The sequence below is a fragment of the Bradyrhizobium sp. SZCCHNR1098 genome (assembly GCF_032489375.1).
Taxonomy (GTDB): Bacteria; Pseudomonadota; Alphaproteobacteria; order Rhizobiales; family Xanthobacteraceae; genus Bradyrhizobium.
The window spans coordinates 395,876-410,263 of record NZ_JAUEXY010000004.1; the positions used below are offsets into that span (position 1 = coordinate 395,876).

The 14,388-nt window shown below is 66.8% G+C and carries 12 protein-coding genes; 6 read left to right on the forward strand and 6 right to left on the reverse strand.

Going from position 1 to position 14,388, the window contains the following annotated elements; genetic code table 11:
* Positions 1–79: 79 nt before the first annotated feature.
* The 4 genes from pdeM to QX135_RS12215 all read right to left on the reverse strand — a co-directional run bounded on the left by pdeM (position 80) and on the right by QX135_RS12215 (position 6,125).
* Positions 80–733: a ligase-associated DNA damage response endonuclease PdeM gene (pdeM, locus tag QX135_RS12200; protein ID WP_316181396.1), complete on the reverse strand. Its 654-nt coding sequence runs from the start codon at positions 731–733 to the stop codon at positions 80–82.
* Between the two features lie 49 nt (positions 734–782).
* Positions 783–3,479 carry a ligase-associated DNA damage response DEXH box helicase gene (locus QX135_RS12205; RefSeq protein ID WP_316181282.1) on the reverse strand — a complete coding sequence of 899 codons (2,697 nt, stop codon included), beginning with the start codon at positions 3,477–3,479 and terminating at the stop codon, positions 783–785.
* A 381-nt stretch (positions 3,480–3,860) separates the two neighbouring features.
* On the reverse strand, positions 3,861–5,090 hold the full coding sequence (locus tag QX135_RS12210; RefSeq protein ID WP_315813334.1) for an ABC transporter substrate-binding protein: 1,230 nt from the start codon (positions 5,088–5,090) through the stop codon (positions 3,861–3,863).
* Positions 5,091–5,198: 108 nt separating this feature from the next.
* Entirely contained in the window at positions 5,199–6,125 is a 927-nt protein-coding gene (locus QX135_RS12215) for a methyltransferase domain-containing protein (protein ID WP_316181280.1), read from the reverse strand.
* Positions 6,126–6,240: 115 nt separating this feature from the next.
* Here QX135_RS12215 and QX135_RS12220 point away from each other — a divergent pair, with 115 nt between their 5' ends.
* From QX135_RS12220 to QX135_RS12240, 5 genes are all read left to right on the forward strand, one after another.
* Entirely contained in the window at positions 6,241–7,287 is a 1,047-nt protein-coding gene (locus QX135_RS12220; RefSeq protein ID WP_316181394.1) for a ligase-associated DNA damage response exonuclease, read from the forward strand.
* Positions 7,284–9,152 carry an ATP-dependent DNA ligase gene (locus tag QX135_RS12225; RefSeq protein ID WP_316181278.1) on the forward strand — a complete coding sequence of 623 codons (1,869 nt, stop codon included), beginning with the start codon at positions 7,284–7,286 and terminating at the stop codon, positions 9,150–9,152. Before QX135_RS12220 ends, QX135_RS12225 begins: the two co-directional genes overlap by 4 nt.
* Before the next feature lie 120 nt (positions 9,153–9,272).
* Positions 9,273–9,581, forward strand: coding sequence for a DUF6460 domain-containing protein (locus tag QX135_RS12230; RefSeq protein WP_315735819.1), 309 nt, complete (start codon positions 9,273–9,275; stop codon positions 9,579–9,581).
* A 13-nt stretch (positions 9,582–9,594) separates the two neighbouring features.
* Complete coding sequence (locus QX135_RS12235) at positions 9,595–10,329, forward strand: MBL fold metallo-hydrolase (RefSeq protein ID WP_316181276.1); 735 nt, start codon at positions 9,595–9,597, stop codon at positions 10,327–10,329.
* Between the two features lie 107 nt (positions 10,330–10,436).
* Positions 10,437–11,741 carry an MATE family efflux transporter gene (locus QX135_RS12240; protein WP_316181392.1) on the forward strand — a complete coding sequence of 435 codons (1,305 nt, stop codon included), beginning with the start codon at positions 10,437–10,439 and terminating at the stop codon, positions 11,739–11,741.
* 63 nt (positions 11,742–11,804) lie between these two features.
* On the opposite strand, the gene QX135_RS12245 is transcribed toward QX135_RS12240, so the two are convergent.
* Together QX135_RS12245 and QX135_RS12250 are read right to left on the reverse strand one after the other, a co-directional pair.
* Entirely contained in the window at positions 11,805–12,899 is a 1,095-nt protein-coding gene (locus QX135_RS12245; RefSeq protein ID WP_315735815.1) for a quinone-dependent dihydroorotate dehydrogenase, read from the reverse strand.
* Positions 12,896–13,240 carry a DUF952 domain-containing protein gene (locus tag QX135_RS12250; RefSeq protein WP_315778374.1) on the reverse strand — a complete coding sequence of 115 codons (345 nt, stop codon included), beginning with the start codon at positions 13,238–13,240 and terminating at the stop codon, positions 12,896–12,898. The genes QX135_RS12245 and QX135_RS12250 overlap by 4 nt, the downstream gene beginning before the upstream one ends.
* 254 nt (positions 13,241–13,494) lie before the next feature.
* On the opposite strand from QX135_RS12250, the gene QX135_RS12255 reads away from it, so the two are divergent.
* Positions 13,495–14,256 carry a carbonic anhydrase family protein gene (locus tag QX135_RS12255; RefSeq protein WP_316181273.1) on the forward strand — a complete coding sequence of 254 codons (762 nt, stop codon included), beginning with the start codon at positions 13,495–13,497 and terminating at the stop codon, positions 14,254–14,256.
* Positions 14,257–14,388: the final 132 nt, after the last annotated feature.

The window sequence follows — 14,388 nt, forward strand, 5'->3', positions numbered from 1 at the left end:
GCGGGCATGATCAGTCCAGCGTCGAATGATCCGTTCGACCTCTGATCACTGATCCAACTAATGAATTTCCATCATCCGACTAATAGCACCGCGCCGCGGCGATGCTGTGCAGGCGCCTATCTCCCAGCACATGCGCGATGAAGGCGCGCTTCGGAAACAGCTTGGCGAAGGCCGCGTCGCGCACGCTCAGGCCGCCGGCATAGGCGCCGAACGCCGGCATCACGGCGCGCTCGCCGTCGGAGACGAAGCAGCGTCGCTCCAAAGTGCGCGCCCGCGTCGCCACCCGCGCTTTGGGGTGCAGATGGCCGGCGATCTCTCCACGCGCGCCGGTCGGCTCGTGACGGAAGCTGATCGCGCCGACCGTGATCTCGTTGACCACCTCGCCGCCGATGCCGTGCGGGGCCGGATCGTGGTTGCCCGTGATCCAGATCCAGTCGCGGCCGACCTGGAGGTTGGCGATGCAGGCGCGATCGTCACCGGTCAGGCGCGTATGCGCGTCGCGATCGTGAAAGCTGTCACCGAGCGCGATCACGGCGCGCGGATTGTAGTTCGCGACCACGGCGGCCAGCCGGTGCAAGGTCGCGGCGGTGTCGAACGGCGGCAGCAGCGTGCCGCGTGACGCGTAGCTCGAGCCTTTTTCCAGATGCAGGTCGGAAACGATGAGCAGGCGCTGCTCGTCCCACACCAGCGCGCCGGAGAGATCGGCGCGCAGCGCGATGCTGGCGACGTCCATCATTCCCGATGCGCAGACAGTCCCCCGCAAAGCCGCCTCGCTTCTCGATCTACCCCATCGCTTCCTTCACGAGTTCCTCGGCAGCTTCCGCCAGGAGCTCGTCGGCGGCCTCGCCATAGACGGATTCGCGGCCGATTTCCAGCATCACCGGCACCGCCAGCGGCGAGACGCGATCGAGTTCCCGATGGGTGATTCGTCCCTCGATGCGCTGGAGCATATCACCGAGCCGCTTCAGATCGAGCAGGCCGGTGGCGGCATCGGCGCGCGCGGCGCGCAACAGCATGTGATCGGGCTGATGCCGGCGCAGCACGTCGTAGACCAGATCGGTCGAGAACAGCACCTGGCGGCGGGTCTTCTCTTCGGTCGTCGAACGCCGCGCGATCAGGCCGGAGATGATCGCACAGGACCGGAACGTGCGTTTCATCAGCGCCGATTCGGCCAGCCACGCTTCGAGGTCGTCGCCCAGCATGTCCGGATCGAACAAGGCGGCGAGATCGAGCCGGCCTTGGCTGACCATCAACGACATGTCGCCCAACCCCCACACCGCGAGCGCATATTCATTGGCGACGAAGCCGAGCGGCCGGACGCGCGCCCGCTCCAGCCTTCGCGTCAACAGCATGCCCAGCGTCTGATGCGCGAGCCGGCCCTCGAACGGATAGCAGACGAGATAATGCTTGTCGGAGCGCGGGAAGGTCTCGACCAGGAGCTCGCGGCGCGCCGGCACGCGCGACACGTCCTTCTGCAGCAACAGCCAGTCGCGCACCTGCTCCGGCAAGGCCGACCATGCGCGGCGATCATCCAGCAAGCCGCGGACGCGATCGGCGAGATAGGTCGACAGCGGAAACTTGCCGCCCATGTAGGACGGCACCTTGGGATCGGCATCGTTGGCGCGCGACACATACACCTGGTCCTCGGCCAGCGCCTCATAGCGCACGATCTCGCCACTGAACACGAACGTGTCGCCGAGCGTGAGCCCTTCGATGAACGCCTCCTCGATCTCGCCCAGCAGCCTGCCGCCGCGCGCGATCGCGCCGGCGCCGCCGCCGCGCGAGCGCACCAGCCGCACCTTCAGCATCGCCTCCTCGACGATGGTGCCGACGTTCAAGCGATAGCTCTGCCGCACCTTGGGATTGGCGACGCGCCAGCGTCCCCTCGCATCCTGCTTGATGCGGGCGAACCGCTCATAAGTCTTCAGCGCGTAGCCGCCGGTGGCGACGAAGTCGATGACATCGTCGAAATCGGCGCGCGACAGCGACGCATAGGGGGCCGCAGTGATGATCTCCACATAGAGCTCGTCGCTGAGGAACGGCTCGGCGCAGGCGCAGCCGAGCACGTGCTGCGCCAGCACGTCGAGCGCGCCGGTGCGCAAAGGCGGCGTGTCCTGCGCATTGTCGGCGATGGCATCGATCGCGACCGAGCATTCCAGCACCTCGAAGCGGTTGGCCGGCACCAGCACCGCCCGCGAAGCCTCGTCGAGCCGGTGATTGGCACGGCCGATGCGCTGCATCAGCCGCGAACAGCCCTTGGGCGCGCCGACATTGATGACGAGATCGACGTCGCCCCAGTCGACGCCGAGATCGAGCGAGGAGGTGCAGACGACGCCGCGCAGCCTGCCTGCCGACATGGCATCCTCGACCTTGCGGCGCTGCGCGACGTCGAGCGAGCCGTGATGCAGGGCGATGGCGAGATTGTCGTCGTTGATGCGCCAGAACTCCTGGAACAGCATCTCGGCCTGGCTGCGGGTGTTGACGAACACGAGCGTGGTCTTGTTTCGCTTGATCAGCTCGTACATCTCGGCCAGCGCATGGCGCGCGCTGTGGCCGGCCCACGGCAGCCGCTCCTGCGTGTCGAGCATCTCGACCACCGGCGGCGCGGCGCCGCCGGCGACCACGACATCGGCCGCGGCTATGCCACCGCTCGGCTGCGGCACCAGGAAGCGCGCGAGCTGCTCGGGCTCGGCGACGGTCGCCGACAGGCCGATCATGCGCATGTCCGGCGCAAGCCGCCACAGCCGCGCCAGCGCGAGCGACAAGAGATCGCCGCGCTTGGAGGTCACCAGTGCATGCAGCTCGTCGAGCACCACGCGCTTCAGTGAGGAAAACAGAAACGGCGCATCGTCGGACGACAGCAACAGCGCCATCTGCTCGGGCGTCGTCAGCAAAATGTCCGGCGGATAGCGGCGCTGCCGCTGCCGACGCGACACCGGCGTATCGCCGGTGCGAGTCTCGACCTTGATCGGCAGGCCCATCTCCGAGATCGGCGCCTCGAGGTTGCGGGCGATGTCGACCGCGAGCGCCTTCAGCGGGGAGATATAGAGCGTGTGCAGGCCGGCGGGTCGCGGGATGCGGTTCGCCGTCTGCTTGCTCTTTTCCGTGTTCGCGAGTTCGACCAGTGCATTCGGCTCGGTGCCGGGTGCCACCATCGACACCGCCGCCGGAGGCCCCCCTCCCCGCCCCTCCCCCACAAGGGGGGAGGGAGTGGAGAGAGCGGATGGCTTGGCAAGAACAGAACGATGCTTCGGCGCGACGGCGGAGCCGAGCTCCACCAGGGTCGGCAGGAACCCGGCGAGCGTCTTGCCGGCGCCGGTCGGGGCGATCAGCAGCGCCGAGCGTTGGGCGCGCGCCTTCTCCAACAGCGCCAGCTGATGCGCACGCGGCGCCCAGCCGCGCGCCGCGAACCATTCGGTGAAATGGTCGGGCAAGGCGGCGCTGTCGTCAGGCGGGACTGGTGAGACGCGGGGCGGCACCGGGGGAAGGTAGGCAGTCGCCCGCGGTTCGTCGAGGGGCGGATAGGCGCCTTAGCCTTCACGGCTGCCGTGCCAGCCTATCCTGAAGCGCACCAGCGCCTCGCTCCGCCGTCGTCTTTGCGAACGCAGGGACCCATACCGCGGAATCCATCGGTGAGACGCATACTGCCCGTCATCGTCCCAACAAAGCCGGTGGTTATGGATCCCTGCGCCGCGTGCGCAATTGCGCACTAGGCAGGGACGACAGCGGAGTTTGAGGCTGCATCCCTCGCCACATCGTCATTGCGAGGAGCGAAGCGACGAAGCGATCTAGACTGCGTCCGCGGAGGAACTCTGGATTGCGTCGCTTCGCTCGCAATGACGAATGAGACCGCTGCCCCCCTACTCCGTCATCGGCTTCTCGGAGATGCTCCAGTCCTTGCCGTCGAAGATCGAGATGTAGAGCGTCTTCATCGGCGTGTAGTCGTCCGGCGTGTAGGCATAGTTGACGCCGTCGAGGAAGAACGGCGAGTGGAAGCCGGCCAAGGTCGTGGCGTGCTTCAGCACGTTCTCGCGCGTCAGCGTATCGCCGCAGCGGCGCAGGATCTCGCCCATCGACACCGCCTGGCCGTAGCCGGCATAGGCGATGGTGTTGTCGGGATCGATGCTGGGCAGGTACTTGGCGCGCAGCGCCTCGAAGCCCTTCACGTCCGGATCGTCCTTCCACTGCGGCACGCCGGCGTCCTTGGAATAGCGGATCGCGACGATGCCCTTGGCGTTCTCGAGGCCGGCGGCGGACAGGATCGAACGGCCGGTCGAGCCCGCCGACAGCAGCTGCAGCGGCTTCCAGCCGAGCTCGGCCACCTTGCGGATCGACTGCGACGAGGCCTTTCCCGTGCTGATGTTGTAGAATACGTCGGCGCCGGACTTCGACAAATTGATCAGCTGCGAGTCGACCGTCGGCTCGGTGAGATCATAGGTCTGCTCCATGATCACCTGCGCCTTGCCGCCGGCGTCGGCCAGCACCTTCTTGAACGGTCCCAGGAAGTCGCGGCCGAAATCGTCGTTCTGATAGAGGATGCCGATCTTGGCTTCCGGCTTCACGCTCAGCACGTGCTTGGCGAGAATGCGCGCCTCGGTCGGATAGAGCGGCAGCCCCGCCATGGTCCATTTGTAGTTCTTCGGATCATTCCACTTCGAGGCGCCGGTGTTGAGCAGCAGCTGCGGCACGCCCTTGGAATTGAGGTATTTGTGCACGGCGGTCTGCGGCGCAGTGCCGAGCGAGCCGTACAGCGCCAGTACTTCGTCCTGCTCGACCAGCCGCCGCGTCGCCTCGACGCATTTCGGTGCGCTATAGGCATCGTCCATGGTCAAGAACTTGACCTTGCGCCCGTTGATGCCGCCCTGCTCGTTGAGCATCTGGAAATAGGCTTCACCCACCCGGCCGAGCACGCCGTACAGCGAACCGGGACCGGAATGCGGAATGGTCTGACCGATCTTGATCTCGGTGTCGCTGGCGCCGGCATCATATTTCTTCTCGGCAGCCCAGACGTAAGGCGAGGCGATGGTCGAAGCGCCGATGGTCGCAAGCGCGGTGGCGCAGAAATCGCGCCGCGTCAGATGTTTTTTCATTTTTGTCTCTCCCTAGACTGCCGACATTTTTTGGCATCGGGAGAGCTGCGGCAAGAGCGAAGTTGCCGCATTGGACGCTGCGTGCAGCGCATTCAATAGCGTGTAGACTCAAGTCCTGACGGCGACCACGGCCAGCCCGCGCACCGGCAGCTGCTCCTCGGTGCGCGGCGACGCCGGCTCGAGATGGGCCAGCTTCAATCCCGTGGCCGCGATCACGCCACGGACATATTCCGCTCCATGGGCATAACGCAGCCCCTTCCCCATGATCACACCGTCGCCGTCATGGGTCTCAACGGTAAAAGTCAGTAGCCCGCCCGGCGCCAGCACACGTTGCGCCTCGCGCAACACCGGGCCGAGGTCGCCGACATAGACCATCGCATCGGCTGCGAGAATGAGATCAGCAGACGCAACGTCCTGGCGCTGCAGCCCTGCGGTCATGTCGTCGACCTCGAGCCCGGCATAGAGCCCGGTGGCGCGCGCCTCCGCGATCATGCCGGCCGACAGGTCGATGCCGATGAAGCTGTCGACGTTGCTGGCGAACGCCGCTGCACCCAGCCCGGTGCCGCAGCCGAGATCGATCGCGCGCTTGAAGTAGGCCGGCTTGCGCTCGGCCGCGCGCACCGCGATCACCGCCTTGAACAGGATCGCCGGCGCGCGGTAGTGCAGCCGCTCGATCAGCTCGGTCTCGAAACGCGGCGCGTACTGGTCGAACAGCGACTGCACATAGGCCTTCGGCATGTCCGACAGCGGCGCGGCGCCGAGCTGCATCAGACGCACAGCGGCGCCGTGGCGGTCATCCGGATCGGCGACGCAGGCGTTCCGGAAGGCAGAGATTGCCTTGTCGGTTTCACCGAGCGCGATCCTGATCTTGCCGAGTTCGAACCAGGCCGAGGCGAAGCTGGGGGCGACCTCGATGGCCTGCTCCATCACCTCGGCGGCCGCGACCAGGTCGCCCTTCAATTGCAGATCGCGGGCGAACTCGTAGCGGCGGTCGGCGATCAGATCGCCGGAGGACAGGAACAGGCGGTTGGGCATGGGAACCATCGTCGTCAATGCGGGCTTCTCATCGAGGAGATGGATGCGCGGGTCAAGCCCGCGCATGACGAGATGGAAACTGGCACGACCTGAAAACGCGTCTTGCGTGACCTATATGACCGGCATGCGCCCGCAAGACATCCTGCTGCCCGTTCCCTCCGGCCTGTGCTGCAAGGCCGGCGGCTTTCACATCGATCCCGTGCGCCCGGTCGAGCGGGCGCTGATCACCCACGGCCATTCCGATCATGCCCGTGCCGGCCACGGCGCCGTGCTGGCGACGCAGGAGACGCTCGACATCATGCGGCTGCGCTATGGCGACAATTTTGCGGGCTCGATCCAGGCGATCGGCTATGGCGAGGAGATCAGGCTCGGCGACGTCACCGCGAGCTTTCATCCCGCCGGTCACGTGCTCGGCTCGGCGCAGATCAAGGTGTCCTGTGGCGGGACCTGCATCGTCGCATCCGGCGACTACAAGGATGCGCGCGATCCGACCTGCGCGCCGTTCGAGCTGGTACAATGCGACGTCTTCATCACCGAGGCGACGTTCGGCCTACCCGTGTTCCGTCACGGCGACGCAGCGCTGGAAGTGAACAAGCTGCTGGCCTCGGTGGCGCTGTTTCCCGACCGCGCGCATCTGGTCGGCGCGTATTCCCTCGGCAAGGCGCAGCGCGTGATCGCGCTGATCCGCGAGGCCGGCTATGAGCAGCCGATCTACCTGCATGGCGCAATGGAGAGGATCACGCGCTACTATCGGGACAAGGGAATCGCGCTGGGCGCGCTGAGGCCTGTGAAGGGCGTCAAGAAGGCCGAGCTCGCCGGCACGATCACGCTGGCGCCGCCGAGCGCGACCTCCGACCTGTGGACGCGGCGCTTTCCCGATCCCGTCACGGCCTTCGCCTCGGGCTGGATGCGGGTGCGCGCCCGCGCCCGGCAGCGCGGCGTCGAGCTGCCGCTGGTGATCTCGGACCATGCCGACTGGGACGGGCTGACCGCCACCATCGCGGCGACCGGCGCAAGCGAGGTGTGGGTCACCCACGGCCAGGAGGACGCGCTGGTGCATTGGTGCCGGAGCAAGGGCCTGGCGGCCCGGCCGCTCGACCTGGTCGGCTATGGCGACGAGGAGGAGAGCGAGGTGGTGGCGACGGAGGACGCGGAGGCATGAACCGCTTCGCCGAGCTGCTCGACCGCCTCGCCTATGAGCCCGGCCGCAACAACAAGCTGCGCCTGCTGACGTCGTACTTCCGCGAGGTCGAGGATCCCGATCGCGGCTACGCGCTGGGCGCGCTGACGGGCGCGCTGTCGTTCAAGCACGCCAAGCCGGCGCTGATCCGCGAAATAATCGCCGCGCGCACCGATCCGGTGCTGTTCGCGCTGTCGTATGATTATGTGGGGGATCTCTCGGAGACCGTCGCGCTGATGTGGCCGAAGGACAGGGCGCATCATCAGCAGCTCGTTCCTGGGTACCCCCCTCCCCACCCCTCCCCCACAAGGGGGGAGGGAGCCGAGTGGCACTCGGAGCTTGCATCTCGTTCGATAGCCAACAGGGGCTCAACAAGTGATCTTGCTCCTCCGAGCACTGCTCTCTCCGTTCCCTCCCCCCTTGTGGGGGAGGGTCAGGGAGGGGGGTGCCACACAGGTGGTCTTACGAGAGCATCCGGCCACAACAACCCGCCACCGCCGACGCTGACCGAGGTCGTCACCACCCTGCGCACCCTCGGCAAGACCGAGATGCCGCGGCAACTCGCGCAATGGCTGGATGAACTCGACGAGACCGGGCGCTGGGCACTGCTGAAACTGGTCACCGGGGGCTTGCGCATCGGCATCTCCGCGCGGCTTGCCAAGACCGCAGCGGCCGCGCTCGGCGACAAGGACCCGCACGAGGTCGAGCTGATCTGGCCGGGCCTCGCGCCGCCCTATCTCGACCTGTTCGCGTGGCTGGAGGGCCGCGGCGACAAGCCGGTCAACCGCGATCCCGCGCCGTTCCGCCCTGTGATGCTGGCGCATGCGGTCGAGGACGACGACTTCGCCGGCATGAACGCGGCCGACTACATCGCGGAATGGAAATGGGACGGCATCCGCGTGCAGGCGGTGAGCGGCCGCGAGGCCGACGGCCGCGTCGTCACACGGCTGTATTCGCGCAGCGGTGAGGACATCACGGGAAGCTTTCCGGACCTGCTGCCATCGCTGCATCTGCCCGGCGCGCTCGACGGCGAGCTGCTCGTGGTGCGCGATCAGCGCGTGCAGAGCTTCAACGTGCTGCAGCAGCGGCTGAACCGCAAATCGGTGTCGCCGAAGCTGATGAAGGAGTACCCGATCCACTTGCGGGCCTACGACCTGCTCGGCGATGAGGACGATGACCTGCGCGAGCTGCCGTTCGCCGAGCGCCGCGCGAAGCTGGAGGCGTTCATCAAGCGCCTGGACGATCCGCGCGTCGACCTGTCACCGACCATTGCGTTCGCGACCTGGGATGCGTTGAAGGCCGCGCGCGCCAATCCCGCCTCGGCCGGGGCCGGCGACGATGCCGAAGCGGTGGAAGGCGTGATGCTGAAGCGGCGCGACGCGCTGTATCTGCCGGGGCGTCCCAAGGGGCAGTGGTGGAAGTGGAAGCACGATCCGCACATCATCGACGCCGTGCTGATGTATGCGCAGCGCGGCCACGGCAAGCGCTCGTCCTATTACTCCGACTACACGTTCGGCGTCTGGACGGCGGGAGACGGCGGCGATCAGCTGGTGCCCGTCGGCAAGGCCTATTTCGGCTTCACCGACGAGGAGCTGCTGCAGATCGACCGCTTCGTCCGCCGCAACACCACGGAGAAGTTCGGTCCCGTCCGCCACGTCGTGCACGAGCCCGGGCAGGGGCTCGTGCTCGAAGTGGCGTTCGAGGGCCTGCAGCGCTCGCCGCGGCACAAATCCGGCATCGCGATGCGCTTTCCGCGCATCAACCGGTTGCGCTGGGACAAGCCACCGCGCGACGCCGACCGGCTGGAGACGCTGGAGCGCATGCTGAAGAGCGAGACCCCGGCGTGACAGCGCGGGAACATTAAATGCCAGTAACCAGCTTGCGGCGGCGAGCCGGGTTCCCCACCTGCCCTGCCGTGCTTTATAATCGGGCTCGCGAATCCGACGAACCCGCCTGGAGACGATGACATGTCGAACGACATCAGGGACTATCCGGCCCGCGCCCGCAGCTCGGATGGCCTGTATCGCTTTCTCGGCGGCTCGCCGCTGTCGGTGGCGTTCCGGCTGGTCCTGCTGTCGATCCTGGTCGGCGTGGTGCTGTCGGCGATCGGCTTCGATCCCTTGAACATCCTGCACAGCATCCGGCTGCTGTTCATCCGGCTGTACGAGCTCGGCTTCGACGCCTTCAACTGGCTGTGGCGCTACTTCCTGCTCGGCGCCGTGATCGTGATCCCGATCTGGTTCCTGTCGCGGCTGTTCGCCCCGCGCGGCCGGTAGAGAGACGCAGCCGATGCAGCTCCGCTTCGTCGGCTGCGGTGACGCGTTCGGCTCGGGCGGCAGGTCCAACACCTGCTTCCATCTGACCGGCTTGCGCACCAATCTCCTGATCGACTGCGGCGCCTCGTCGTTACCGGCGCTGAAGCGGCTCGGCATCGCCTGCAACGATATCGAACTGATCCTGATCACGCATTTCCATGGCGATCATTTCGCCGGCCTGCCGTTCCTGCTGCTCGATGCGCAGTTTTCGCGCCGGACGCAGCCGCTGGTGATCGTCGGCCCGGCCGGCATCGCGGCAAGGCTGACGCAAGTCATGGAGGCGCTGTTCGAGCATTCGTCGCGCACGCCGCGGAAATTCGAACTGTCGGTGATCGAGCTCGCGCCTGAGCAGCCAATGCGCTTCGGCGCGGTCTGCGTGACGCCGTTTCCAGTCGTCCACGGCAATTCGGGCGGACCGTTTCTCGGCTACCGGATCGAGGCCGAGGGAAAGATCGTCGCCTACACCGCCGATACCGAGTGGACCGACAGCCTGATCCCGCTCGGCCGCGACGCCGACCTGTTGATCGCCGAGGCCTACACCTACGACAAGGCGGTGAAGAACCATCTCAGCCTCGCGGCGCTGGAGGGGCATCTCGGCGAGATCGGGCCGAAGCGGCTGGTGCTCACCCATATGAGCGACGACATGCTGGGCCGGCTGGACCGCATCGGCCATGTGGCCGCGCATGACGGCATGAGCATCGACCTCTAGCTGAGAGACGCGAAAGGCCGCTAAGACCAGGAGAGACGCGCGTGCCGCGCGCTTTGCCAATCCGCGAGACGTTCTTGACCGCTTCAGCGAAAATCACGACAGCGCAGGTGTTCGACATCGCGGGTCCCGCGATGATCGCCAACCTGACCACGCCGCTGATCGGCATCGTCTCGACCACGGCGATCGGCCGGCTCGGCGAAGCGGCCATGCTCGGCGGCGTCGCCATGGCCTCGGTGATCTTCGATTGCCTGTTCTGGCTGTTCGCCTTCCTCCGCGCCAGCACACTCGCCTTCACCGCGCAATCGCTCGGCGCCGGCGAGAGCGACGAGATCCTGATGGTCCTGATCCGCGGCCTGGCGCTGGCCGCGCTGATCGGCGTCACCCTGATCGCGCTGCAACTGCCGCTGGGCGCGATCATCTTCGACATCATGGGCGGCAGCGACGCCGTGTTGAGCGCGGCCCGCAGCTATTTCATCGTCCGGATATGGTCGGCGCCGCTGGCGCTCGCCAACTACGTGCTGCTCGGCTGGCTCGTCGGACTGGCGCGCGCACGGCTGGCGCTGGCCGTTCAGGTCGCGATCAACCTGATCAACATGGCCGCGACCATCCTGTTCGTCCAGATACTGCAGGCCGGTATCGCCGGCGCGGCGATTGCCGCCGTGATCGCGGAGACGGTCGGTGTCGCGATCGGCCTCGTGCTGGCGCGCCGATTGGTCAAAGCCGACGCCCGGATATCGCGCGCTGCGCTGCTCGACCGCGCCAAGCTGATGCACATGATGGCGGTGAACCGCGACATCATGATCCGCACCGCGGCGATGATCGTCGCCTTCCTGTTCTTCACCTCACAAGGCGCGCGTGCCGGCGACACGACGCTGGCGGCCAACGCGGTGCTGAACAATTTCCTGCTGGTGGCCGCGTTTTTCCTCGACGGGCTCGCCAACGCCGCCGAGCAGCTGTGCGGCTATGCGTTCGGCGCGCGCAACCGCGACGCCTTTTCCGGCGCCACAAGGCTGGTGCTCGCCTGGGGCTTCGGCTTCGCGCTCGCCGTTGCGGTGATCTTCGCGCTGTTCGGTCCGGTGCTGATCGACGTGATGACGGCAAACGATGCGGTGCGCCGCGCAGCGCGCGACTATCTGCCGTTCGTGGTGGCCTCGCCGCTGCTGTCGGTGTTCGCCTTCGCGTTCGATGGCGTCTATATCGGTGCCACCTGGGCGCGCGACATGCGCAATCTCATGGTGGCGGCGCTGATCGTCTTCCTCGGCATCTGGCTGGCGTTGCGCGGCTTCGGCAATACGGGCCTGTGGATCGCGATGCTCGGCTTCTACGCCGCCCGCGGCGGCTTCCAGGCCGCACGCTATCCGGCGCTGCTGCGGGCGTCGTTCGGGAAGAGCCCGACTCGACCGACAATGTAAGCTGTCATCGTCCGAAGGCGGGGATGACAGCCGTGCGTGAATGATGCGACAGCTCGGCTGCAACTAAACCGGCCAATCCTCGGCCGTGATCGTCGCGGCATCGGCGCCGACGATCTCCGCCAGGGAGTCACGCCCCGTGCGCAGCAGCGTCGAGGTCAGGTCGGCTTTGATGCTCTCGACCAGGCCGAGGCCCTTGTAGACCAGCGAGGAATACAACTGGATCAGGCTGGCCCCGGCGCGGATCTTGGTGAGCGCGGCGCCGCCCGTGTCGATGCCGCCGACGCCGATCAACGGGAACGCGCCTTCGACGCGCACGAAGGTCTCGGCCACCATCCGGGTCGACAGCCGGAACAGCGGCCGCCCGGACAGGCCGCCCTGCTCCTTGGCGCGCAACTGCTCGCGCAGCGAGCTGGGCCGAGCGAGCGTCGTGTTCGACACGATCATGCCGTCGACGCCGCGCGAGCGCGCGACATGGACGACGTCATCGAGCTCGGCGAGGCTGAGATCCGGCGCGATCTTGAGCAGCACCGGGGTGTCGCCGGCCTTGCGGCGGATACGGTCGCGCGCCTCCAGCACCTTGGATAGCAGCTCGTCGAGCTGAGAAGCCTGCTGCAGGTTGCGCAGGCCCGGCGTGTTGGGCGAGGAGATGTTGACGGTGAAGTAGCTCGCCACCGGCGCGAAGGTCTCGATCAGCCGGACGTAGTCGGCGACGCGGTCGGCCGAATCCTTGTTGGCCCCGACATTGACGCCGACGATGCCGCCCTGATGGGCGCGGCCGGCAAGCCGCCGCAACACGATCTCGGCGCCGTCATTGTTGAAGCCCATGCGGTTGATCACCGCCTCGTCGCGCTCCAGCCGAAACAGCCGCGGGCGCGGATTTCCGCTCTGCGGCCGCGGCGTGACCGAACCGATCTCGACGAAGCCGAAGCCGAGCCGCAGCAGCGCGTCCGGCACCTCGGCGTTCTTGTCGAAGCCGGCGGCCATGCCGACCGGATTCGGGAAGTTGAGCCCGAAGGCGCGCACCGCGAGCTTCGCATCGTCCGGTCGCGGCTTGATCGCCGGCAAGAGCTTCAGGCCCTGGATGGCGAGCCGGTGCGCATCCTCGGCGTCGAGCCAGCGGAGCAGCGGCAGCGAGAGCTGGTCGAAAGCGCGGATCACGGCTTCAGGTCCGGAATGTCATGGCCGCCATCGGCACGGCTGTGCAACTGGTGAACGGCGGTCACGGCGCCGAGATCGAGTTCGCCATACAGATGCGGGAAGAGCTCGTCGTTGCGCGAGCGCTCCCAGCGCAAGCCTCCACCCAGTGCATCCGCCTCGACCTCGACCAGGAACAGCGCGCTCTGCCCGAAAAAGTGCTTCCGGGCCGTCTCCGGCACCTGGGGGGCGGTCGAAAAATGGATGAACCCGTCGCGCAGATCGTCGGCGCTACCGCGGTACACGCCCAGCCGCTCCGCCTCGCGCCAGGCCGAAGCTGAGCAGATTTTGTAGATTTTGGGCACCTTCGCGCGGTCCTGGCTCGAGCTTGAGTTTGCTGATGTTTTCGGAGCGGCCGACCGTATCGGCAGGGGGCGGCGAACTCAAGCATCGTTTGCCCGGGACAGCCCGGCGGCCGCCCCGCTCAGGCTGCACCCGAATGACTGCGAGTTCGCGAGGACGCAGCCGGTTCCTCAGCAAGGGTTAACCTGATTCGGTTTTCCTGTTGCGCGCGATTCGCAACCGATCATGCCCACGCTTGAACCTTTTGGAGATTGCCATGGACCGCCGCCACGTCTTGAAGGCTCTTGCGGGGCTCGCCCTCTGCCCCGCCTGCGCGACCCCGGGCTTCGCCGCCGAGGGCGCCCCGCATTGGAGCTATGAGGGCGCGACCGGACCGGCCAATTGGGGGGATCTCGATGCGGCCAACAAGGTCTGCGGCGTCGGCACCCAGCAATCGCCCATCGACATCGAGCACTCGACCCGGGCCCAACTGCCCAACTTCAAGCTGAGCTGGGCCAGGACCGCCGACACCATCGTCAACAATGGTCACACCATCCAGCTCAACTTTGCCGACGGCAGCAGCACCCTGAAGCTCGACGGCACCACCTACAAGCTGCTGCAGGTGCATTTCCATCGCCCGAGCGAGCATCAGATCGGTGGCAAGAACTATCCGATGGAGGCGCATTTCGTCCACCGCACCGCGTCGGGCGGGCTCGCCGTGGTCGGCGTTCTCATGACCACCGGCCGGCCCAATCCCGCCTTCGCGCAGATCGTGGCGACGATGCCGGACAAGGAGGGTCCCGCAGTCAAGGCCGATCCGCGCATCAACCCCAACATGATGCTGCCGGCACGCCGCTCCTATTATCGCTATGCCGGCTCGCTGACGACGCCGCCCTGCTCAGAGGTGGTCGAATGGCTGCTGCTGAGCGAGCCGGTCTCGGTCGCGGAAGCGGACGTCGCGAAATTCGCCAAGCTGTATCCGATGAACGCGCGCCCGGTGCAGAAGCTCGACCGCCGCTTCGTGCTGCACGGGGTGTAGTTCGAATGGCCGCTTCGGACTGACGCGGTCGCCGAGTTCTCCGCTGTCGTCCCGGCGAACGCCGGGACCCAACCGCGGAATCTCAGTTGTCTTGCGAGGTGGCGGATATCCGTCACCTCACCTCGGCTCGTG

Bases quoted from the DNA above. Each gene is read 5' to 3' on its own strand.
- QX135_RS12230 (WP_315735819.1), top strand. From the start codon at position 9,273: ATGTCGAACGACATCAGGGACTATCCGGCCCGCGCCCGCAGCTCGGAT.
- QX135_RS12215 (WP_316181280.1), bottom strand. From the start codon at position 6,125: ATGCCCAACCGCCTGTTCCTGTCCTCCGGCGATCTGATCGCCGACCGC.
- QX135_RS12210 (WP_315813334.1), bottom strand. From the start codon at position 5,090: ATGAAAAAACATCTGACGCGGCGCGATTTCTGCGCCACCGCGCTTGCG.
- QX135_RS12225 (WP_316181278.1), top strand. From the start codon at position 7,284: ATGAACCGCTTCGCCGAGCTGCTCGACCGCCTCGCCTATGAGCCCGGC.
- QX135_RS12255 (WP_316181273.1), top strand. From the start codon at position 13,495: ATGGACCGCCGCCACGTCTTGAAGGCTCTTGCGGGGCTCGCCCTCTGC.
- pdeM (WP_316181396.1), bottom strand. From the start codon at position 733: ATGGACGTCGCCAGCATCGCGCTGCGCGCCGATCTCTCCGGCGCGCTG.
- QX135_RS12235 (WP_316181276.1), top strand. From the start codon at position 9,595: ATGCAGCTCCGCTTCGTCGGCTGCGGTGACGCGTTCGGCTCGGGCGGC.
- QX135_RS12220 (WP_316181394.1), top strand. From the start codon at position 6,241: ATGACCGGCATGCGCCCGCAAGACATCCTGCTGCCCGTTCCCTCCGGC.